The sequence below is a fragment of the Pseudorhizobium sp. NPDC055634 genome (assembly GCF_053618655.1).
The window spans coordinates 60,618-80,304 of record NZ_JBSHHW010000010.1 but is presented as its reverse complement, the minus strand read 5'-3'; the positions used below and the strand labels follow the sequence as shown (position 1 = coordinate 80,304).

The 19,687-nt window shown below is 64.0% G+C and carries 19 protein-coding genes and 1 pseudogene; 12 read left to right on the top strand and 8 right to left on the bottom strand.

Annotated elements, in window-relative coordinates:
• The first annotated feature begins 74 nt into the window (after nt 1–74).
• Both ACWGPT_RS16335 and ACWGPT_RS16330 read left to right on the top strand, forming a co-directional pair.
• On the top strand, nt 75–968 hold the full coding sequence (locus tag ACWGPT_RS16335) for a hypothetical protein (protein WP_452606683.1): 894 nt from the start codon (nt 75–77) through the stop codon (nt 966–968).
• Nucleotides 961–2,100, top strand: a complete 1,140-nt coding sequence (locus ACWGPT_RS16330) for a DUF2333 family protein (protein WP_452606682.1) — start codon at nt 961–963, stop codon at nt 2,098–2,100. The genes ACWGPT_RS16335 and ACWGPT_RS16330 overlap by 8 nt, the downstream gene beginning before the upstream one ends.
• 39 nt (nt 2,101–2,139) lie before the next feature.
• Here the strand turns inward: ACWGPT_RS16330 and ACWGPT_RS16325 are convergent, their stop codons facing one another.
• Nucleotides 2,140–2,865, bottom strand: coding sequence for a response regulator transcription factor (locus ACWGPT_RS16325; RefSeq protein ID WP_452606681.1), 726 nt, complete (start codon nt 2,863–2,865; stop codon nt 2,140–2,142).
• A 228-nt stretch (nt 2,866–3,093) separates the two neighbouring features.
• Between ACWGPT_RS16325 and ACWGPT_RS16320 the strand changes: the two are divergent.
• Together ACWGPT_RS16320 and ACWGPT_RS16315 are read left to right on the top strand one after the other, a co-directional pair.
• Nucleotides 3,094–3,621 (top strand): annotated as a pseudogene (locus tag ACWGPT_RS16320) (TonB-dependent receptor plug domain-containing protein); the annotation flags it as partial.
• A 110-nt stretch (nt 3,622–3,731) separates the two neighbouring features.
• Nucleotides 3,732–5,438 (top strand): TonB-dependent receptor domain-containing protein, encoded by a 1,707-nt coding sequence (locus ACWGPT_RS16315; protein WP_452606793.1) that lies wholly within the window; start codon nt 3,732–3,734, stop codon nt 5,436–5,438.
• A gap of 66 nt (nt 5,439–5,504) precedes the next feature.
• On the opposite strand, the gene ACWGPT_RS16310 is transcribed toward ACWGPT_RS16315, so the two are convergent.
• Nucleotides 5,505–7,055, bottom strand: coding sequence for a DUF2235 domain-containing protein (locus ACWGPT_RS16310; protein ID WP_452606680.1), 1,551 nt, complete (start codon nt 7,053–7,055; stop codon nt 5,505–5,507).
• A 186-nt stretch (nt 7,056–7,241) separates the two neighbouring features.
• Here ACWGPT_RS16310 and ACWGPT_RS16305 point away from each other — a divergent pair, with 186 nt between their 5' ends.
• Nucleotides 7,242–8,912, top strand: coding sequence for a formate--tetrahydrofolate ligase (locus ACWGPT_RS16305; RefSeq protein WP_452606679.1), 1,671 nt, complete (start codon nt 7,242–7,244; stop codon nt 8,910–8,912).
• Nucleotides 8,913–9,747: 835 nt separating this feature from the next.
• Here ACWGPT_RS16305 and ACWGPT_RS16300 read toward each other — a convergent pair.
• From ACWGPT_RS16300 to ACWGPT_RS16290, 3 genes are all read right to left on the bottom strand, one after another.
• On the bottom strand, nt 9,748–9,921 hold the full coding sequence (locus ACWGPT_RS16300) for a hypothetical protein (RefSeq protein WP_452606678.1): 174 nt from the start codon (nt 9,919–9,921) through the stop codon (nt 9,748–9,750).
• Between the two features lie 89 nt (nt 9,922–10,010).
• On the bottom strand, nt 10,011–10,280 hold the full coding sequence (locus ACWGPT_RS16295) for a hypothetical protein (protein WP_452606677.1): 270 nt from the start codon (nt 10,278–10,280) through the stop codon (nt 10,011–10,013).
• A gap of 109 nt (nt 10,281–10,389) precedes the next feature.
• Entirely contained in the window at nt 10,390–11,040 is a 651-nt protein-coding gene (locus ACWGPT_RS16290; protein WP_452606676.1) for a hypothetical protein, read from the bottom strand.
• Between the two features lie 452 nt (nt 11,041–11,492).
• Here ACWGPT_RS16290 and ACWGPT_RS16285 point away from each other — a divergent pair, with 452 nt between their 5' ends.
• Nucleotides 11,493–11,852 carry a hypothetical protein gene (locus ACWGPT_RS16285; protein ID WP_452606675.1) on the top strand — a complete coding sequence of 120 codons (360 nt, stop codon included), beginning with the start codon at nt 11,493–11,495 and terminating at the stop codon, nt 11,850–11,852.
• 41 nt (nt 11,853–11,893) lie between these two features.
• Here ACWGPT_RS16285 and ACWGPT_RS16280 read toward each other — a convergent pair whose 3' ends face one another.
• Nucleotides 11,894–12,406, bottom strand: coding sequence for an AAA family ATPase (locus ACWGPT_RS16280; protein WP_452606674.1), 513 nt, complete (start codon nt 12,404–12,406; stop codon nt 11,894–11,896).
• A gap of 162 nt (nt 12,407–12,568) precedes the next feature.
• Here ACWGPT_RS16280 and ACWGPT_RS16275 point away from each other — a divergent pair, with 162 nt between their 5' ends.
• Nucleotides 12,569–13,081 carry a GNAT family N-acetyltransferase gene (locus ACWGPT_RS16275; RefSeq protein WP_452606673.1) on the top strand — a complete coding sequence of 171 codons (513 nt, stop codon included), beginning with the start codon at nt 12,569–12,571 and terminating at the stop codon, nt 13,079–13,081.
• Nucleotides 13,082–13,269: 188 nt separating this feature from the next.
• Here the strand turns inward: ACWGPT_RS16275 and ACWGPT_RS16270 are convergent, their stop codons facing one another.
• Nucleotides 13,270–14,367 (bottom strand): extensin-like domain-containing protein, encoded by a 1,098-nt coding sequence (locus ACWGPT_RS16270; protein WP_452606672.1) that lies wholly within the window; start codon nt 14,365–14,367, stop codon nt 13,270–13,272.
• 263 nt (nt 14,368–14,630) lie between these two features.
• Here ACWGPT_RS16270 and ACWGPT_RS16265 point away from each other — a divergent pair, with 263 nt between their 5' ends.
• From ACWGPT_RS16265 to queF, 5 genes are all read left to right on the top strand, one after another.
• Nucleotides 14,631–16,820, top strand: a complete 2,190-nt coding sequence (locus ACWGPT_RS16265) for an anthranilate synthase (RefSeq protein WP_452606671.1) — start codon at nt 14,631–14,633, stop codon at nt 16,818–16,820.
• Nucleotides 16,821–16,890: 70 nt separating this feature from the next.
• A complete protein-coding gene (locus ACWGPT_RS16260; RefSeq protein ID WP_452606670.1) occupies nt 16,891–17,037 on the top strand; it encodes a hypothetical protein in 147 nt (48 codons plus the stop codon).
• A 137-nt stretch (nt 17,038–17,174) separates the two neighbouring features.
• Nucleotides 17,175–17,477 carry a HigA family addiction module antitoxin gene (locus tag ACWGPT_RS16255; protein ID WP_452606669.1) on the top strand — a complete coding sequence of 101 codons (303 nt, stop codon included), beginning with the start codon at nt 17,175–17,177 and terminating at the stop codon, nt 17,475–17,477.
• A 155-nt stretch (nt 17,478–17,632) separates the two neighbouring features.
• Nucleotides 17,633–18,550 carry a cation diffusion facilitator family transporter gene (locus ACWGPT_RS16250; protein WP_452606668.1) on the top strand — a complete coding sequence of 306 codons (918 nt, stop codon included), beginning with the start codon at nt 17,633–17,635 and terminating at the stop codon, nt 18,548–18,550.
• A complete protein-coding gene (queF, locus tag ACWGPT_RS16245; protein ID WP_452606667.1) occupies nt 18,547–19,011 on the top strand; it encodes a preQ(1) synthase in 465 nt (154 codons plus the stop codon). Before ACWGPT_RS16250 ends, queF begins: the two co-directional genes overlap by 4 nt.
• Before the next feature lie 66 nt (nt 19,012–19,077).
• On the opposite strand, the gene ACWGPT_RS16240 is transcribed toward queF, so the two are convergent.
• Nucleotides 19,078–19,665: a HupE/UreJ family protein gene (locus ACWGPT_RS16240; RefSeq protein ID WP_452606666.1), complete on the bottom strand. Its 588-nt coding sequence runs from the start codon at nt 19,663–19,665 to the stop codon at nt 19,078–19,080.
• Between the last annotated feature and the right edge of the window lie 22 nt (nt 19,666–19,687).

Here is a 19,687-nt window from a genome sequence, read left to right as displayed (position 1 = left end):
GAGCCGCCGCTTTACATCGGGCCACCATGGTATAAGTCCGTGGTGGCCTTTTTTATAGACTGGCGGTGGACGGAATGGGCAGGGCGGATCGCGACCGCAACGAACTGGAAGCACTCCAGGACGCGCTGGCGGAACTGGACGGCATGATCGCAGAGGCGGCACGGGCCGTTTCGGCGGCGGCCCGGGACAAGGCCGTCGCTGCCTCGGGCGACGCCTGGACGGGCGCGGCCGGGAGGCTGGCTGAGGCCTGGTCACCGGCGGCTTCGCGTTTCGCCGCCAGGCTTAACGGCCTTTCGACGCGGATCGACGCGGCGATGGCGCCGCTGGAGGACAAGCCGCAGCCTTCGCTCCGCGAGCGGGTCCGGCTTTCCCTCGGCTCGGCGCTCTTCCGGTTGACGGCCGCAAAATCCCCGCTCGACCCGCTGGCCGCCGTGCTCGTCGAACTCGACGGGCTGCAATCGGTCCTGTCCGCCTACCGGCAGCAGCTTCTCGCGGCGCGGCATTCGGTCGAGGCCGACCTCATCGAACTCGGCGGCCACCGGCCCCTGCTGGTTGAAAGGCTGGCGGAGCGCGCGCTTGCCGAGGGAGAACCGACGGCGGCGCTGGCGGTCGCGGTGGAAGCGAACCTGCAGGAGATCCAGCACCTGACGGTGGAACTCAACCGCCAGGTCAGCGACGCCAACATCCTCATCAACAAGCTGGCGATCGAAGCGGAGCGGGCGATCCTCCTCAGGGACGTGCTCTCGCCCGACAATCCCGAACTCCTCGTCCGGCAGGAATGGCCGGACCTGCCGCATCTTGCACCGCTGACGGGACTTCGCGAGAGCGGCATGCTTTCGAGCATCGAGATCGACCGGCGACGGTCGAAGATCGACGCGCGGTTCCTGGAACGGTTTGACATGAACATGAACCCGCAGGACGGCGCCGGCTACCGGCGTTCCGCGGGCCCGGAGGTACACCATGCTTGACCCTATCCTGCGTTTCTTCCGGCGGGTCTTTTCCGCGATCGGCCGTGGCATCGGCCTGCTGGTCGCCTGGCTGGTCTGGCCGTTCAGGGCCGGGCGCGGCTGGTATTCGGGCCGCAGCTGGATCATCAAGGGGCCGCTTCTCGCGCTCGTTGTCCTCTTCGTCGGGCTCTACGGCTATTTCTTCTGGCAGACGCAGGTCTGGCGCGGCTTCGACCCGGACTTCGTGGAGAAGTACAGGTTCTCAGAGCGCACCGTGCCGGCGGGGCAGCAGATCCCGGCCGCGACGGCGCCGGCAGACGGGGCCGCGACCGGCCAGGCGCAATGCCAGCCGTCGGCCATCGTCGAGGTGGTCGCCGACCTGACGGATGCCAACGTCAACCAGAACGCATGGATTTCCTCCATGCTGCTTTACCGGCTCGGCCTGTTCGGGATCGACTGGGATCATACGCCGTTCCTGGACAACAAGGCGTCCTTCCAGCGCGGGGTCAACCAGGCGGTGCGCCGGACCGCGGTCGAACTCGTGGATTCGCTTGCCCGCGTGCGCGGCACGTCAGGCATCAACAACGACCTGCAGGATGCCCGCAACAACCTGCAGTTCGACGAATATTCCTGGTATTTCGGCCTCAGCCCGTTCGGCCCCAAGACGCCGACGCCGAGCTACTACCGGGAGGCGATCGAGAGCTTCGGCAAGTTCAACACCGACCTTGCCGCCTGCCGCTCCACCTTCGACAGCCGCGCCGACAACCTGGTGCAGTTCATCGACCGCATCGCCAACGACCTCGGCAGCACGTCGGCGATCCTGCGCGAGCGTTCCGAGAACTACAATGCCGGCTGGCTCGACACGCGGGCCGACGACCGCTTCTGGTTCGCCTATGGCCAGCTCTACGGCTATTACGCCATCCTGACGGCGGCGGGGGTCGACTTCTCTCAGGTGATCCGCGAGCGCAATCTCGGACCGCTCTGGAACGAGACGCTCGCGCAGTTCCGCTCGGCGCTGCGCATCCAGCCGGCGATCATCTCCAACGGCCGCGAGGACGGCTGGATCATGCCGACGCATCTGGCGACGATGGGCTTCTACATCCTGAGGGTGCGTTCCAACCTGATCGAAGTGCGATCCGTCCTCGACCGCTAGGGCGGCTCGAGGGGCCAGGGGCTCGAGGGGCTCAGGGGCTCAGGGGATCAGGCCAAGGCGGATCGCCTTGGCGACGAGCTGTGTGCGGTTGACGCAGTCGAGCTTCTTGATGGCGTTCGTCAGATGGGCGTTGATCGTGTGGTCGGACAGCGACAGGATGCGGGCGATCTCGACCGACGTCTTGCCCTGCGCCGTCCAGCGCACGACTTCGAGCTCCCGCATCGAGAGCGGGCGGGAGACCACGACCCGTTCGGTACGCCGGATCCTGTCGAACACCTCGAAGGCATGAAGCGCGATTACGGCGAACTCGTTGATCTCCGACTGGCGAAGGGGCGGGCGCTCGCCGTCGAGCCGCAGCAGGAAGCGGGCGCCGTCCAGCGTGTGGAGAGGCATCACCAGGGTCGTCAGCAGTCTGAAGCGACGCATCAGCCGGGTGATCGAGACGGGCACGTTTCCATCGCGCTCCAGGCTTTCCAGCGTCAGGGCGCGGGGCAGCATCGTGTCCAGCATCATCGGCGTAACCGGGCACTGGACGAGGAGACGCTTGCGATCGAACTCGCGCACGAAGCTTTCCGGCAGGGTGCTCTGGATGATCAGCGGCGACAGGTATTCGTCGTCGTCCTTCGGCTTCGACATCAGGGTGACGTGGGCGAAAGCGAAGGCCTCGGCGGCACCCTCCAGCGCGGTCAGGACTTCCGAGCGGGTGCTTGCAGCGTCCAACGTGCTGCTGAGCGCCGCCTGTCTCCCCATTGTCGCTGAGGGCACTGCCAAGATCCGTCCGGTTGGTTCCAATGCCGCTGACATTCCAGGGCGACCCTTCAACCCGTTTGACGAGAGTATCGTCGGATATCTTCTAATTAATCGATATGCCGGGCCGTGACAATCGAACTTTGGTCACGGAATACCGTGGACATCACGGTGGCGGCCTTCTCCATAAAACATGATAATGAAAATCCACTTTTTTATGTTGACTCCAGCAATCATGTTTTTTAGATGGCGGAGACACGGCAGAAACTGCCGCCCGCCAATGTGATCATCAGACCCGGACCGATCGAGGGCGGCGTGCCTGTGCGCGCCGGCGACGACGCGCGTCCGGCAGAAAGGGACAGGATGAGTATCCGCGCCACCAGAAGCCTCCTGCTGACATGCACCGCGATCGTGGTGCTCTCCACACTTCCCGTTGCCGCCCAGGACGCTTCGACGGACGGGACCGCGCTCGAGACGATCGTCCTGAAGGGCAAGCGCCTTAAGAACGGCGACATCGCCAACACGCCGCTCGCCACGGAGACGACCGAAGAGGAGATCGAGAAGAAGCAGGTGCAGAGCATCGAGGATCTCGGGCGAAGCCTGGAGCCCGGCGTCAACTTCAGCCGCGGCACGACCAACTCCCTCAACATCCGCGGGCTCGAAGGCAGCCGCGTGGCGACCCTCATCGACGGCGTGCCTCTCACCTACCTGCAGGATACCGCACGCAGCACCGCGGGCGGCGCGGAGAGTTTCGACTTCTTTGCCCTGACCTCCGTCGATGTGGTGCGCGGGGCGGATTCCAGCGGGATCGGCGACGGCGGCCTCGGCGGCGCCCTGTTGCTGCGCACGCTCGAGCCGGGAGACCTGATCGGCGAAGGCCGCAGCTGGGGCGGGAAGGTCGGGACCGGCTACGACACGACGGACGAAAGCTGGTACGGCGGCGCAGCCGTCGCCAAGCGGGTGGAAAACACGTCGGTCCTTCTTCTCGGAAGCTACAAGAAGGGGCACGAGCGCGACAACAAGGGCCATGTCGGCGGCTATGGCCCCACCCGTACCAAGGCCAATCCGGCCGATTACGACCAGTACAACCTGCTCTTCAAGCTGCGCCAGGACACCGGCCTCGGGCACGTCTTCGGACTGACGGCGGAGCGCTTCCGGTTCGACAAGGACACCGACCTCCGGCGCGACCAGACGCCGAGGGGCAACTACCGGCCGGGCGACCATTCTGTCGGCCAGCTGAACGAACGCGATCGCGTTTCGCTCGACTACTTCTACGAGGCGGAAGGCGACGGTCTGATCGACGCGGCGGAAGCCAAGCTCTACTGGCAGAAGCAGTTGCGCCAGGACAGTCAGGATTCGATCCGCTGGACGAGCGTGCCAGGCACGTACAAGCGCTGGAACGACATCGAGGAAAGCGGGGTCGGCTTCAACGGATTCTTCGACAGCGGCTTCCAGACGGGGAACGTCGGCCACGTGCTGACCTTCGGACGGACCTCTTCATCTCGCAGGCCGAGCAGTATTCCTCGGGGGTCGATTCATGCCCCGCTGCTCCTCCCTATACCGGCGTCTTCGGCGCCTGCGGCAACCTGCACACCAACCAGGCCGACATGCCTGACGTCGACAGCCGCCGGGCGAGCTTCTTCGTGAAGGACCGGATGAGCTTCGGCGACAGCGGCTTCTCGCTGACGCCGGCGCTGCGCTACGACTGGTTCGACCATGACCCGAAGGAGACGCCGGCCTATCTCAACAACGCGATGAGGCCGACGACGCCGCCCGGTTCCAGCGGCGACGCATGGTCTCCGAAGCTGCTTGCCGAATACGAGCTTTCCGACAACTTCACGCTGTTCGGGCAATGGGCGATGGGGTTCCGTTCGCCGACCGCGAGCGAACTCTACATGACGTTCGGTGCGCCCGGCACCTATCTTCGGACCGGCAATCCCGACCTGGAGCCGGAAACCAGCAACGGATTCGACATCGGCGCCCGCTTCGGGGACGACGACTTCGGCGGCAGCCTGACCTTCTTCCATACCCGCTACAAGAACTTCATCGAGAACCGGGACCTGACGGCGGCAGAGCAGATCGCCCGAGGGATCGATCCGAGCGCCGGCTATTCCTTCGTCCAGACGCCGGTCAACGTCGCGCGTGCCGAAATCTACGGGATAGAGCTTGCCGCCCACAAGCGGTTCGACAACGGGTTCAACATGCGTGCGGGCCTCGCCTATGCGCGGGGCACCAACCTCGAGACAGACAAGCTGCTGGCATCGGTTCCGCCGCTCAAGGCGATCGTCGGGCTTGGCTACGAGACCGAGGCATGGGGCGTGGACTTGCTGTGGACCGGCGTCGAAGGCGTCGACGACCAATCCGCAGCCAGCTTCAAGGCACCGGGCTACGGGATATTCGACCTGACCGGCTGGTGGGAGCCCGAGCAGGTGAAGGGCCTTCGCATCCAGGCGGGCGTCTTCAACGTCTTCGACGCGACCTATTACGATGCGCTGAACACCAAGGACTACACGACCATCACCGCGGCCAACAAGGAGTTCTATTCCGAACCCGGCCGGACGTTCCGGATCTCGCTGACGCAGCGGTTCTGAGCATTCCGCAAGCGAGCCGAAAAGGGGCGGTGCACCGTGCACCGCCCCTTTTCGTTTGCGGCCCCGTCAGGCCTTGCGGACCGAAAGCTGGACGGAGCCGCGGTTGTTCTCGTAGGCGTGCCAGACGTCGTTGGCGTAGCAATAGAGATAGCCGGAGCCCTTGGGCGTGAAGGTTATCCCGGTGCCGATCTTGAAGACCTCGTGCGGCAGGCGGTCGATCTTCTGGTCTTCGTCCGTGCGGGGTGGCGGCACGTCGTTGGCGACGAGGCCGACAAGGCAGAACCATTCCATGTCTTCCTCGCGCCGGGTCCACCAGAAATCGACCTGCTTGTTGCCGGTTATCTTCTTCCAGGCGGTTTCAAGGCCGCCCCAGACGGAGGAAGCGATGTGGGCGACCTCGGCCGCCTGCATCTTTCCGTCCTTGGTACCGCCCGGACCGCATTTGATGGAGGTGCCGTCCATCCATTCCCCGGTCGCCTGCAACCGGTACTCGGTGCCTTTTTCCAGGTAGATGCCGGTATTGTTCCAGTGCTGGCGGGCGAAGATGTCGACCGTGGCCGGCAGCAGGGTGCGGGGCCAGTAGCGCCCCTGCAAGAGAGGCGGATTTCCGTGCCGGTCCGCCGCGGACGCATGGACATCATGCGCCGGCTCGCCGGTGACGAGCGGGGTTGCGCGGGGCCTTGTCTTCAGCGCCTTGAAAAACCCCGTGACCGAATCGTGCAGCAGTCCGCGCGGATCGGGCTTCAGCTGGTTGATGGCGCGGGAGTTGAAGTAGAGCCCCTCGGCCTCCGCCTCCTGCATCATCCAGTAGAGCGCGCCGTCGGAGAGCCCGGCCTGGCCGTAGCCGCCGCCGACATCGCCATGGACGCCGGGAAACCAGACCTGCTTCAACGTGCCCTTCCAGCCCTTGGGCTCGATCGAGAGCGTCGGCAGGAAGCTCTGCCGGATCTCGTCCAGCGCGACGGCGTGGCGCGCATGACGGACGATCGGGCCGAGCGTGGTATTGTGGAACCGGTGGTTCTCCGGGTTGTCGAGCAGGTTGAGCAGCGCCATGTCATCGGGGATGCCGAGCGCGCCGACCGTATCCCAGACGCCGATGAAGTGGATGGGCGTGCGGCCGCCGGGTTGCTTGCCGGCCTCGGCATTGTGGAAGGGATGTTCTGCCGTTGCCTGGATGCGGTCCGGCTTTTCTTCCCGGTAGGCGTCGAAGATTGTCTCGACCATGTCCCAGGTCTCGCCGGGCTTGCCCTTGAACCTTTCGAGGTCGAGAAGGCCGCACATGGAGATCATGCCGCCGAGGCTTCGAACCGTGTATGCGCCGCGGCTGAAGCCGAAGAGCCAGATCCGGTCGCCCTCCCGGTAGGTGCGGGCCAGCCAGTGGTAGGCGCTCATGATGTTGAGGTCGAGGCCCTTGCCGGTGCTCCCGCCGAGCGCGCGGTTGAGCCGGGTGCCATCCGTGCCGACGCCCGGATGGTAGTAGAATGTCTGCCGCTGCCCGTCGGCATCGACAGGGGCCAGCGCATTGTAGAGCTTGACGACGTTGGTGGGGCTCGGAAGCCCGTCTTCCATCGCATCGGGTGTATTCCAGGTGCCGTCGCAGCAAACGATGATGTTCATCGATCCCCCTCGATTTCGCTTGAGGCCGCAATGGCAGACTAGTCGCATCCGGGAATAAAGATCAAGAAGAAAACACCATAAAGTAGAAATGTTGATTGCGATGCAACCCTTATGGCCGCTTGAAAGCGTCGCGGCTCTGTGGCCATGTCGGCGGCAAGGAACGTGACGGAGATCCGGACATTGGCAATGCAATCTGACATCGAGATCGCGCGGGTGGCGCGCAAGAAGCCGATCATGGAGATCGGCGCAGCGCTCGGCATAGCGCCCGGGCACCTGGCCCCTTACGGCCACGGCAAGGCGAAGGTTTCCGCGGGCTTCATCCATTCGCTGGCCGACAGGCCGGACGGCCGGCTGATCCTCGTGACCGCGATCAACCCGACACCGGCGGGGGAGGGCAAGACGACGACCACGGTCGGCCTCGTCGACGGGCTGAACCGGATCGGCCGTCGCGCGGTCGTCTGCGTCCGCGAGCCGTCGCTCGGCCCTTCCTTCGGGATGAAGGGGGGCGCGGCCGGCGGAGGCTATGCACAGGTGATCCCCATGGAGGACATCAACCTCCACTTCACCGGCGACTTCCATGCGATCACCTCGGCGCACAACCTGCTGGCGGCGATGATCGACAACCACGTCTACTGGGGAAACGCGCTGGACATCGACGTGCGGCGCATCACCTGGCGGCGGGCGATGGACATGAACGACCGGTCGCTGCGCCAGATGGTGGGCGCGCTCGGCGGCGTTACGAACGGCTTCCCGCGTGAATGCGGCTTCGACATCACGGTCGCCTCCGAGGTGATGGCGATCCTCTGCCTGGCGGAGGATTTCGCCGACCTTGAACGCCGGCTCGGATCGATCATCATCGGCTACCGCCGCGACAAGACGCCGGTCTTCGCCCGCGACCTGAAGGCCGACGGCGCCATGGCCGTGCTGCTCAAGGACGCCATGCAGCCGAACCTGGTGCAGACGCTGGAGAACAACCCGGCCTTCGTGCATGGCGGGCCCTTCGCCAACATCGCCCATGGCTGCAATTCGGTGATCGCCACGAGGACGGCGCTGAAGCTCGCCGACTATGTGGTGACCGAAGCGGGCTTCGGCGCCGATCTCGGCGCGGAGAAGTTCTTCGACATCAAGTGCCGCAAGGCGGGGCTCGCGCCCGACGCGGCGGTGATCGTTGCCACCGTGCGGGCGCTGAAGATGAACGGCGGCGTGAAGAAGGAGGATCTCGGCGCCGAGGACGTCGCCGCGCTGACCCGTGGCTGCGCCAATCTCGGCCGCCACATCGCCAATGTGCGGCGCTTCGGCGTGCCGGTCGTGGTGGCGATCAACCATTTCACCTCCGACACCGAAGCTGAGATCGCAGCACTCCAGGATTATGCCGGCCGGCACGGGGTGGACGCCATCGTCTGCCGCCACTGGGCGGAAGGGTCGGCCGGGATCGAGGAGCTTTCGGAACGGGTGGCGGAGCTTGCCGACAGCGGCCAGGCGGATTTCCGGCCGCTCTACCCGGACGACATGCCGCTGATGGAGAAGATCGAGACGGTGGCCGCGAAGATCTACCATGCCGGCGAGGTGACCGCCGACAAGGCGGTGCGCGACCAGCTGAAGGCCTGGGAGGAGGCGGGCTACGGCGATCTGCCCGTCTGCATGGCGAAGACGCAATATTCCTTCTCCACCGATCCCAACCTGCGCGGCGCGCCGGAAGGCCATGTCGTGCCCGTCCGCGAGGTGAGGCTTGCCGCCGGAGCCGGCTATGTCGTCGCCATCACCGGCGAGATCATGACCATGCCCGGCCTGCCGCGCTCCCCCGCCGCCGAACGCATTTTCCTCAATCCTGACGGGCACATAGAGGGACTGTTCTGAGACGGCGATTCAGGGAGTTCACGTGGTGATTCAAGGGGGCGGGAGCTTGGGGTGCTTCGCTTTGAGGCTGCCCCTCACCCCAAAAGCGTGCCCTCACCTAATGCTTGCCCCTCACCCTAGCCCTCTCCCCGCAGGCGGGGAGAGGGGACGCGGGCGACGGAGCGTTGCGCCGAGGCGGAAGGGGCGCGACGAGGGTCCTTCTCCCCGCAAGCGGGGAGAAGGTGCCGGCAGGCGGACGAGGGGCGGGATGATGGCGCGATGGAAGGGGCGGGGCGGTCTTCGCATTGGAGCTGCCACTCATTCTGGCGGCGTCAGAGCTACCGGCTGATGTCGATTTTGGCGCAAAGCGGGAATCACTTCCGCTTGCGGCCCGAAGCAGTCATTCCCTTATTACCATGCTCGGTCTGCGAACCACGCTCTGTTCAGCCGCTATAGTTTAACCCTAGTTGGATATTTTCCTGAAGATGTTCATAACTTCCGTTATCGATCATGGGAAACGGAGAGCGTCATGACCTCGAAAATAGTTTCAATACTTCGCCCAGTCTGTGTCGCAGCTACCATAGCCCTAGCAATAGTGTTGATCCTGTGCTTCTGGGGCTGGGAAATTGTTGCGTGGGAAACCTTCTGGAAGCTCTTTTTTTCATACGTTACGCTCGTCGTTGGCTCCACGTTGATTTGCTACATCGACGATCCGTCACGTATCACAGGCCGTCGCGATTAGTCGACCATGGGCGGAACCACCTAATTCGATGACCGCAATTGGCGCAAAGTAGTCATGACGCCTCTCGGCCCAAAGCGGACAGCTGAAGTCCGCCGACGGCCCCATCGATCATGATCAGGTAGGAACCTCCGAAAGCCTCTTTGGCGCATTGAAATGAATGGCAATCGCAATCCCGATGAAGGCCAGCGCGGCTATGACCCCGATGAGCGCGGTCAGCCAAATCGAACAAGTGATGCCTATGCCCGCGAAGGACACAGACATGGCGAGTGGCGCGACGGCGGAGGTCATCTGCTTTGCCGACGTTACCCAGCCGATGCGGCTCCCGTAGCCCTCCTTTCCGAACAGCTCTAGCGGGAGGGTGCCGCTGAAGATGCTGATCAGCCGGAGCCGAGGCCGAAGAAGATGGCAAACACGGCTGCACCGGAGATGGATGGTGTCGTCATCAGCAGGACTGCGAGGCCAAGCGGGATCAGCGATGCTGCAATGATTGCGAGCCACCTCTGCGGCAAGTCACGGCCGAAGACGAGGTTGATCAGGCGGCTCGCGACCTGCGAGGGCCCGAAGAGGAGCGCGACGACGAGCCCTGCGGCTCCCATGCCCAGCGCCTGTGTCAGCGGAACCATGTGTACCAGGATGGCCGACAGCATATATCCCCAATGGCGAAGCCGAACAGCATCAGCAGGAAGAGGCGGTTTCTGTACTCCCGGTTGTAGGCATCCCTCGAAAGGATAGCCATTAACAGTTTGCTTGAAACAGTCATTTGTAAAGCTCCGTAGAAAAAGTACTGGGAGTCAAATATTGAATATCAGGATCAGTCGCATTCTCGCGAAGACGGGGTGGATGTGGAATTAAAGTTGGACGCTTACGCCCTAAAGCTGCGAGCCACCCCAGCACTCCCTCGACCACGGCATTTGTCACCGGTTCGTCCGTGATCGAGATGTTGACTGCATTCAGCAGATAGCCGGGGCCGAAGCTGGCCGACATATTGCCGGGATCGACCCGGCGCACCGAGGCCGGCTCGTTGATGTCGTCGAACGTGACCAGGAGCGGATAGTGCTCAGGCGCAAGCTCACGCGAGCCGCGCATCTCCTCGAGCCGATCATAAACCGCGATGACTTCTGCTTTCGTCCGAGGCTGCTCTTCTTTCGGAATGAAAGTCTCGCGCGCGGTCTCGTGACTGTAATTCGTCAATAGCGCGAACAGATAGCGACCGTTGCCGAGATCGACCGTCACCGCCTCTCCGGACAGGCTGCTGCTGCCCGCACCCCTGAAATCACCGAGGCCCCACCAGCTTGGCGTGTCGTAAACACTTACACTGACCACCGAGCTACCGGACTTCATGCCTTCCGGCGTCATCACCGAGACCGTCAGCTTTTGATTCCAGTGCCAATCGTGAAAGCCGAACATGTCGCACCCAGGAAGAACGGCCACGGCCACGAAAGAGATCGCTATGGGCAGATGCCTTGGACTACGCCCCATGGAAACGCTCCGGCAAAGATATCCTTCCGGCCATGGCCTGCAGCAGCCCCCCCAGCGCTGCCGAACGGCGGGCTGTGGCTATCTGGCCTTGAAGTTCGGGTTTAGTAAGTGCGAGTCGGGCGCTGGCCCGGTTTACCGCAGGGCCCCAGCCTCCCGACGGCTCGACCAAAGGTAAGTTGGCGTCCAAAAACCTCACCACCGCCATCAGAGAAACTCGCATCGGGCAACCTCCCAAAGTGCCAGGTCAGTTTACTTGTTTTCCTGATTTTTGCGGCGGCCGCAATGTCCGGTGTTGGCGCGACGCCGAAGTCGCCTAGCGGCCCATTGCAGTCAACTGACAGTCAACTAGAATGCGCCCTCCAGTTCATGGGGTGTGTATCATGCGTCTTCTCCTTTCCTTGATTGCCATCGGAACCCTCGCAACACCAAGCTACGGGGAGGAGTCCGCCAAGCTTAGTCCGAACAGCAGCGAGCACTTATTCCAATGCGGCGCTGCCTTCGCAATCATGGCGAAGGTCTCTCAGGAAGCTGGACAGGCGGATCGCTCGGCCGGATATGAGGCAAAGTTCGAGAAGCTTGCAGCACAGGCTGAGGATTTGTTCGACCAGTCAAACCGTTCCAAGAGCGACGCGAAAGCTTACATGCAGAAACACGTCGATGATCTGATCGCCGTTTCTGCTAAGGACGCCAAGCTTGTGATCAACTTCTCTCGGGTCTGCGACCAGCGCTTCCCCATCTGATGTCTGCTGTTGGCGCTTTGTAGACAAGGCGGCAGTCGGCCCTATGACGCCATTGCCCGGATGGCTTCGACATATCCGATCACCTCCGAACGGCTCTTCAGAAGCGCCTTGGTTCCTCCGTAGGCATCAAACATCTTTTTATGCGACGCATAGCTGGTGGAAGAGTTTTTGCGCCAGTGATACTCGCGCACCCAGTCGATCAGTTCTCGGAAATTTTCCTCACTGCCTCCCCCTTGGATGCCCCTAGCCGTGATATTGGCCACGCAGTCCTCTTCGGGCAAATCGATCCAGATCAAACTTGTGGCCCTATGAAGAACAGCGTTGGCGAGCCAGCCATATACGCCCTCCATGAGCCAGCTCTCAGCCTTTCCGGCTTCGAGGACTTCACTGAAAACTAGTTCATTATCTCGCGCGATGCCGTATTGGCCAGGTATCCAGCGGATGTCGTCCAGATGGATGGCGGGGCGACTGAGGATGTCGCTGATCTCTCGCGCTAACCATGTCTTGCCCGTACCACCATTGCCGAAGATGAGTATCCGCTGGAGATGTTCCATCCGCATGTCTTCCTCTCAGAGGACCTACCCTTGAGAACAGAGCACAAGAGGTCAATGACCGTAAATGGCGCATTTGAGCCATGACGCTTGTCGGCGGAGGCGGACCATTGCGTTCAACCTATTCATCGCCTGTATAGAGCTTGGGGATTTTTCCGGAGCGAGATGAACCAGATGCTGATCAGGAGTGGAACGCGAAGTGACTTTGCGGGGCTTCAAAATGTAGAAGTGGCCGCTTTTGAAACCCTTCGAGAGGCTGGCGCAGTGAGCGGCCTCCCAACAGCTAGTAGTGACGAGGAGTTGCAGCGATTCCTCGATGAAGACCTGCTCTATGTAGCCTGCGACGTAGATGGTGCTGCAATCGCCTATTCCGGGGGGTATGTTGTAGACGGCTTACTCTACATCGCTGAGGTGGATGTTTTACCCGCTTGGCAACGAAGAGGTCTTGGGCGAAGCCTTGTTACCACCATGATCGATGCTGCTCGTCGTAAACGAGTTGCAGGCGCAATGCTGACCACGGATCGCCTCGCGCCATTCAACGCCCCGTTCTATAAGAGGCTGGGCTTTCAGGTCGTGGAAGGTGATGCCGTCCATCCGCACCTGAGGAGCAACCTCGACCGACAGGTTGCGAATGGGCTTGATCCTTCACGTCGAGTAGCGATGGTTCTGCTCTTCTAGGGTCGGGCGAGACGTCCGGTATTGGCGCGAAGCGGCCATAACAGCTTTCAACCGATCGCAAATGGGTGTTGCCAAGGATGAATATCCCCTGGGGGTGCCATCTGCACATGTCCAGGACGGCCATAGCTCTCGGAAAGCACAAACGCCGGCGCGCTCAGCCGACGCAAACCCGGCCTCCATTGCTCCCGTCAGCGGCAGTAGCGGTACCCGCTGTCGCGCTCCAGGACGTCGAGGTGGAGGTGGTCCTGGTGGGCGGCGTCGCTGCCGGGGGAGAGGACGGTGGTGAAGTGGAGGCAGGCGCCGGCGGTGGCTGTGCGCTGGAAGGCGCCCTCGAGCGTGCCGTCCTGGGCGCGCGGCTTCATGGTGATCTCCGAGCCGTCGTCGAGACGGAAGGCGGCGATGTCGATGGCGTTGCCGCGGGCGTGTTCGGAAATCTTGCCTTCCGAGGCGCCGTTGCGCAGCCGGCAGGCATAGGTGGAGCCGGTCGAAAGGCCCGCGATGCTGCGGCCCGGCATGGCGATCCGCAGCGCCGGGGTGACGGTATCCTTCAGCCAGCGGGCGAGCGAGCGGGCGGTTTCGCAGCGCATCTGCGCGCCGCCCGCATCGACGCCCGGCAGTACTTCGGCGACCTCCAGCGGCCGGTCGATGCCGCAGCCTTCGCCCTCGTCGATGCGGGCGGCGGCCTTGAACTTCGTGCCGAGTGCGGCGAGGTCGGCAAGGCAGGTCTTCAACGCTTCGGCGTCCTCGCTGGCGACCGGGGGCGCAGGCGGCGGGGGAGGTGTCGCGGGCTGCTTTTCCTCCTCGCTCTCCCCGGGGCTTTGCCCCGACCTATCCTCCCCGGGGCTTTGCCCCGACCTGTTCCCCGTGGGGCCTTGCCCCTCCTCGCTCTCTCCGTGGCCTTCACCCGGTTTGTTCTCCGCGGGACCTTGCCCGGGCTTGTTCTCCCCTTCCGGTTTTGCAGGCTCGGCCTTGCCGGGCGTTGCCTCCTGGCCGGCTTCTGGAGCGGGGGTGGGCGGAGTGTCGGCGGGATCGTCCGCACCGGTCGAGGGGCGTGGCCCGTCCTCCGGCCGGGGCTCGGGCGTCGGGACCGGGGGCGAGGCCTCTCCGGGTGTATCTTCGGAGGTTTCGTCCGGTGTCTCGGCAGGTTTAGGGGCTGGTTTCGCGACCGGTTGGGCCTCGTCTTCCTCGACGGCTGGCTTCGGTGCCGGCACGGGGCCGCTGCGGGGAAGGGCGGCGGCGGTCAGGACCGGCAGGGCCATCAGGAGGACGAGAGTGACACGCTGCATGGGGCGAACTCCGTGGATCGGCCATAGCCAACGCGCAAAACCGTCTTTGGTCGCATCGAAGAACAATCCGCTTGCGGAGGAGGCGGCGCCGCGTTATCTGTTTGGCCATGATCAATTCGATGAACATCGGTAACTGGTGGTGGGCACGCTGACGCGGCCTTGACCAGTCATGTCCATCGACAGGACCCCAAAGCCGCCCGAGACCCGAGGCGGCTTTTTTGTTGTCCGCTTCGGTTCCCGGCGGAGGGAAACGGAGAGCAGAAATGGTGACGATCATCCGGGACGACGGTTCGGAGACATACGAGACCAGGGGCGGCATCGCCGTTACCCGCGCGCGGCGGCCGACGTCCTATGCGGATGCGGTGTCCGGCTATGTGGACAGGCTGGACGAGCGCCGCGGCGCGGTCTTCTCCTCCAACTACGAGTATCCGGGCCGCTATACCCGCTGGGACACGGCGATCGTCGATCCGCCGCTCGGGATTTCCGCGCATGGCCGCAAGGTCTGGATCGAGGCCTATAACGAGCGCGGCGAGGTGCTGCTCTCCTTCGTCGCCGACAGGCTGGCGGGCGTCCCGGACCTGACGCTCGGCGAGAGGACGGCGCGCCGGCTCGACCTTGCGGTCAACGAGCCGACCCGCGCCTTCACCGAGGAGGAGCGCTCGAAGGTGCCGACGGTGTTCACCGTGCTGCGGGCGGTGGTGGACCTCTTCTATTCCGAGGCGGATTCGGCGATCGGCCTGTTCGGGGCCTTCGGCTACGACCTTGCCTTCCAGTTCGACGCGATCAAGCTCTCCATGCAGCGGCCGGAAGACCAGCGCGACATGGTTCTGTTCCTGCCGGACGAGATCCTCGTCGTCGATCACCATGCGGCAAAGGCCTGGATCGACCGCTACGACTTCGCGAAGGACGGGATGACGACCGCCGGCAGGTCCGGCGAGATTGCGCCCGAACCGTTCCAGCGCACGACCGTCACGCCGCCGAAGGGCGACCACCAGCCGGGGGAATATGCCGAGCTCGTGGTGAAGGCGAAGGAGAGCTTCCGGCGCGGCGACCTGTTCGAGGTGGTGCCGGGGCAGAAGTTCATGGAGCGCTGCGATTCAAAGCCGTCGGAGATTTCCAACCGCCTGAAGGCGATCAATCCGTCGCCCTATTCCTTCTTCATCAACCTCGGCCACCAGGAATACCTGATCGGTGCGTCTCCGGAAATGTTCGTGCGCGTCTCGGGACGGCGGATCGAGACCTGCCCGATCTCCGGCACGATCCGGCGCGGTGAGGACGCGATCGCCGACAGCGAGCAGATCCTCAAGCTCCTCAATTCCAAGAAGGACGAGTCGGAACTGACCATGTGCTCCGACGTCGACCGCAACGACAAGTCGAGGGTCTGCGAGCCCGGTTCCGTCAAGGTGATCGGCCGCCGCCAGATCGAGATGTATTCGCGGCTGATCCATACGGTCGACCATATCGAGGGGCGGCTGCGCGAGGACATGGATGCCTTCGACGGCTTCCTCTCCCATGCCTGGGCGGTCACCGTGACCGGGGCGCCGAAGCTCTGGGCGATGCGCTTCATCGAGAACCACGAGAAGAGCCCGCGCGCCTGGTATGGCGGGGCGATCGGCATGGTCGGCTTCAACGGCGACATGAACACGGGCCTGACGCTCAGGACGATCCGCATCAAGGACGGCATTGCCGAGGTGCGGGCAGGGGCGACGCTCCTGAACGACAGCGACCCGCACGAGGAGGAAGCCGAGACCGAACTGAAGGCATCGGCGATGATTTCGGCGATCCGTGATGCGCGCGCCGGCAATTCCGGCAAGGTGGCCCGCGACGTCGCCAAGGTGGGCAAGGGGGTGAGGATCCTTCTCGTCGACCACGAGGACAGTTTCGTCCACACACTCGCCAACTATTTCCGCCAGACCGGTGCGGAGGTCTCGACGGTGCGCACGCCGGTGCCGGAGGAAATCTTCGACCGGATCGACCCTGACCTCGTCGTGCTTTCGCCCGGACCCGGCAATCCCAGGGATTTCGACTGCAAGGCGACCATCCGGACGGCGCGCGCGAAGGGGCTGCCGATCTTCGGCGTCTGCCTCGGGCTGCAGGCGCTGGCGGAAGCCTATGGCGGGGAACTGCGCCACCTCGCCGTGCCGATGCACGGCAAGCCGTCGCGCATAAGGGTTCTGGAGCCGGGCGTCGTCTTCTCCGGGCTTTCGCACGAGGTCACCGTCGGCCGCTACCATTCGATCTTCGCCGATCCGAGGACGCTGCATCCGGACTTCACCATCACGGCGGAGAGCGAGGACGGGACGATCATGGGCATCGAGCACGTGAAGGAGCCGATCGCGGCGGTGCAGTTCCATCCGGAATCGATCATGACGCTCGGCCAGGACGCCGGCATGCGGATGATCGAGAACGTCGTGGCGCATCTTGCCCGCAGGCGCGAGGTCCAGGCGGCATAGGCCGCCGGCAACCTTTTGCGATGTTTCCGGTTTGGGAGATGGAACGCATCTCTCGAACCGGGAAAGACACATGAGCAGAAATCTGTTGATCGGAATTGTCGTCGTCCTCGTCCTCCTCGTGATGGGGCTGACGATGATCCCAGAGGCCGGCGACAACACGACCCCGCCGCCGGCGGTGGGGGATCGGCAACAGAACCCGGCCGCGCCGGCGGATTGAATAGACATCCGCGACGTCTCGTAAGATGATACCGGCAAAGGGCCTTTCGCCTGATATCGTGTGGCGAGTTGTTTCCTTCCAGTGACACCGGACGACGTCGGTCTCGTCCCGGCACCTGACGCGAGCAGAAGATTAAAATGGGTTCCAGTGAACTGCCTCCCGTCCATCCGGGGGAAATCCTTCGCGACCTCTATCTCGAACCGGTCGGCATGAGCCCCTACGCGCTTGCCAAGAAGCTGCACGTGCCGCGGACCCGTATCGAGAGGATCGTTGCGGAGAAGACCGGGGTGACGCCGGACACGGCCTTGCGCCTTGCCAAGTTCTTCAGGACCACACCCGAGTTCTGGATGAACCTCCAGAGCGGTTTCGACCTGAAGCGGGAAGGGGAGGCGCTCAAGCGCGAGCTGGAGGAGATCGAGGCTTTCGAAGCCGCGGCCTGAGAAGCGCAGGAGTGGAAACCGGCGCGGATGCTTTGACAATTCCGCCGACTTGAGCGATACGCCCACCATCGAAACCGTCCGGGTCCCGCCCGGGCGGTTTTGCCGTTCAGGGGCCGGGCTCCTGCAATTCGTTCGCATCCGCATGGGGATTTGAGGTGACCGCGAGAACCGATCCGATCGTCGAGAGACTGGCCTTCTGGAGCATTCCGCTCGCCTTCGGGGTGATGGGGCTGAAGCTCGCCGCCTGGTGGGTGACGGGGTCGGTGGCGCTGCTTTCCGACGGGCTGGAATCGACCGTCAACGTGGTCGCCGCCTTCATCGCCTATTTCCTGATCCGCTACGCCGCGAGGCCGGCGGACGAGGACCACCAGTTCGGCCACCACAAGGCGGAATATATCTCCGCGGTGGTGGAAGGGGTGCTGATCGTCGTCGCCGCGCTCCTGATCGTGCGGGAGGCGTGGGGCCAGCTTTATTCCCCGACCCTTCTCGACGCGCCGGTGCTGGGACTTTCGATCAATGCCGTCGCAGGCGTGATCAACCTCGTCTGGGCCCGGGCGCTGATCCGGGTCGGCCGCCGGCATGCCTCGCCGGCCCTTGCCGCGGACGGCCACCACATCATGTCAGACGTGATCACGTCGGCGGGGGTCATCGTCGGCCTGGTGCTGGCGGTCTGGACGGGCTACGCTATCCTCGACCCGCTTCTCGCCATCGTCGTGGCGGTCAACATCCTCTACCAGGGCTACAAGGTCATCTCCCATTCGCTGGGCGGCCTGATGGACCGCGCCGTGACGCCGGAAGAGGAGACTGCGATCCGCGAGGCAATCCAGTCGAACGCGGCCGGTTCGCTCGGCGTCCACGACCTGAGGACGCGGCGTGCGGGAGCGGCCGCCTTCATCGATTTCCACCTCGTCGTGCCGGCAGACATGCCGGTCGCCGAGGCCCACGACATCTGCGACCGCCTGGAGGATGCCATCAAGGCGGTCATTCCCGGCGCCAGTCTCGCCATCCACGTCGAACCCGAGGGCGAGCGCGCCCACGGCATCAAGGTCAAGGTAGAAGGAACCCATCGATGAGCATGACCGATACTTCGAGCCTGTCGCAACTCGGCCGGCCGGTCGATACACCCGACAGCCCCGAAGCGGCCGTCCTCGAGAAGGTGCCGAACGGCAATAGCGGAACGGATTACGTGGTGCGCTTCACAGCGCCGGAGTTCACCTCGCTCTGCCCGATGACCGGCCAGCCGGACTTCGCCCATATCGTCATCGACTACATCCCGGACCGGCACCTGGTGGAATCGAAGTCGCTGAAGCTCTTCCTGCAATCCTTCCGCAACCACGGGGCGTTCCACGAGGACTGCTCGATCTATATCGCCAGACGGCTGGTGGAACTGCTGGAGCCTCGCTGGCTGAGGATCGGCGCCTACTGGTATCCGCGCGGGGGAATTCCGATCGACGTCTTCTGGCAGACGGGCGAGGCGCCGAAGAACGTCTGGTTGCCCGACCAGGGCGTGCCGACCTATCGCGGCCGGGGGTGACCGGCGGCAACTTCCTACCTGAAAAAAAAGGGCACCTCACCGGGTGCCCTTTTCGCTGTCCTATGCTCAGCCGAGGGCGAGCGAGAGCCCGGCAAGCGCGGTGAGACCGCCGGCGACGCGCGCCGCCCAGGGGGCGAGGCGGCCGATGGCGAGGCCGGCGCCGATGCCCGCGGCGTGGAGAAGGGCGGTTGCCAGCATGAAGCCGAGGCCGAACCGGAGCGCGCCGGCGGCACCCAGTTCCCCGCCATGGGCATGGCCGTGGAAGAAGGCGAAGACGCCGACGACGGCCGCGGAGAGCGCGACCGGCATGCGGACCGCCATGGCGACGAGAAGGCCGAGCGCAATGACGGAGGCGAGGATCACCGGCTCCACGAAGGGCAGCGGAAAGGCTGCCACGGCCGCGGCGAAGCCCAGAACCATGGTCGCGACGAAGGCCGCCGGGATGGCGAAGAGCGCGCGGCGTTCTCCGCTCGCCGTCGCGACCTGGCTTGCCCAGAGGCCGACCGCCACCATGGCAAGCACATGGTCCGTTCCGAAGAGCGGATGCGAGACACCGGCCATGAAGGAGCCGTGCTCGGCGGGATCGAGATGGGCAAGGGCGGGAGCGGCGGCGGCGAGCGAAACGGTCGCGGCGATGGAAACACGTCTGAACATTATTGGACCCCTCTGGAAGACG